Origin of the sequence: Pseudoalteromonas aliena, from assembly GCF_038155085.1 — a bacterium.
Classification (GTDB): domain Bacteria; phylum Pseudomonadota; class Gammaproteobacteria; order Enterobacterales; family Alteromonadaceae; genus Pseudoalteromonas; species Pseudoalteromonas aliena_A.
The window spans coordinates 1-227 of sequence record NZ_JBAKAU010000135.1; the positions used below are offsets into that span (position 1 = coordinate 1).

1 protein-coding gene is annotated in these 227 nt (G+C 37.9%); it reads left to right on the forward strand.

Annotated features, from left to right (window positions below; genetic code table 11):
* Nucleotides 1-227 (forward strand): GTPase (locus V6260_RS18825; RefSeq protein WP_341595594.1); only part of this gene is annotated, 227 nt, incomplete at both ends.

Here is a 227-nt window from a genome sequence, read left to right on the forward strand (position 1 = left end):
TTGCGATTATTGGTCGTCCTAACGTTGGTAAGTCAACACTTACAAACGGTATATTGGGTGAAGATCGTGTATTTGTATATGATATGCCAGGTACAACGCGCGATTCTATTTATATTCCAATGAGGCGTAACGACAAAGAGTATGTGTTAATTGACACCGCAGGTGTTCGTAAGCGTATAAAAGTAAGTGCCGTAGTTGAAAAGTTCTCAGTAATTAAAACATTACAA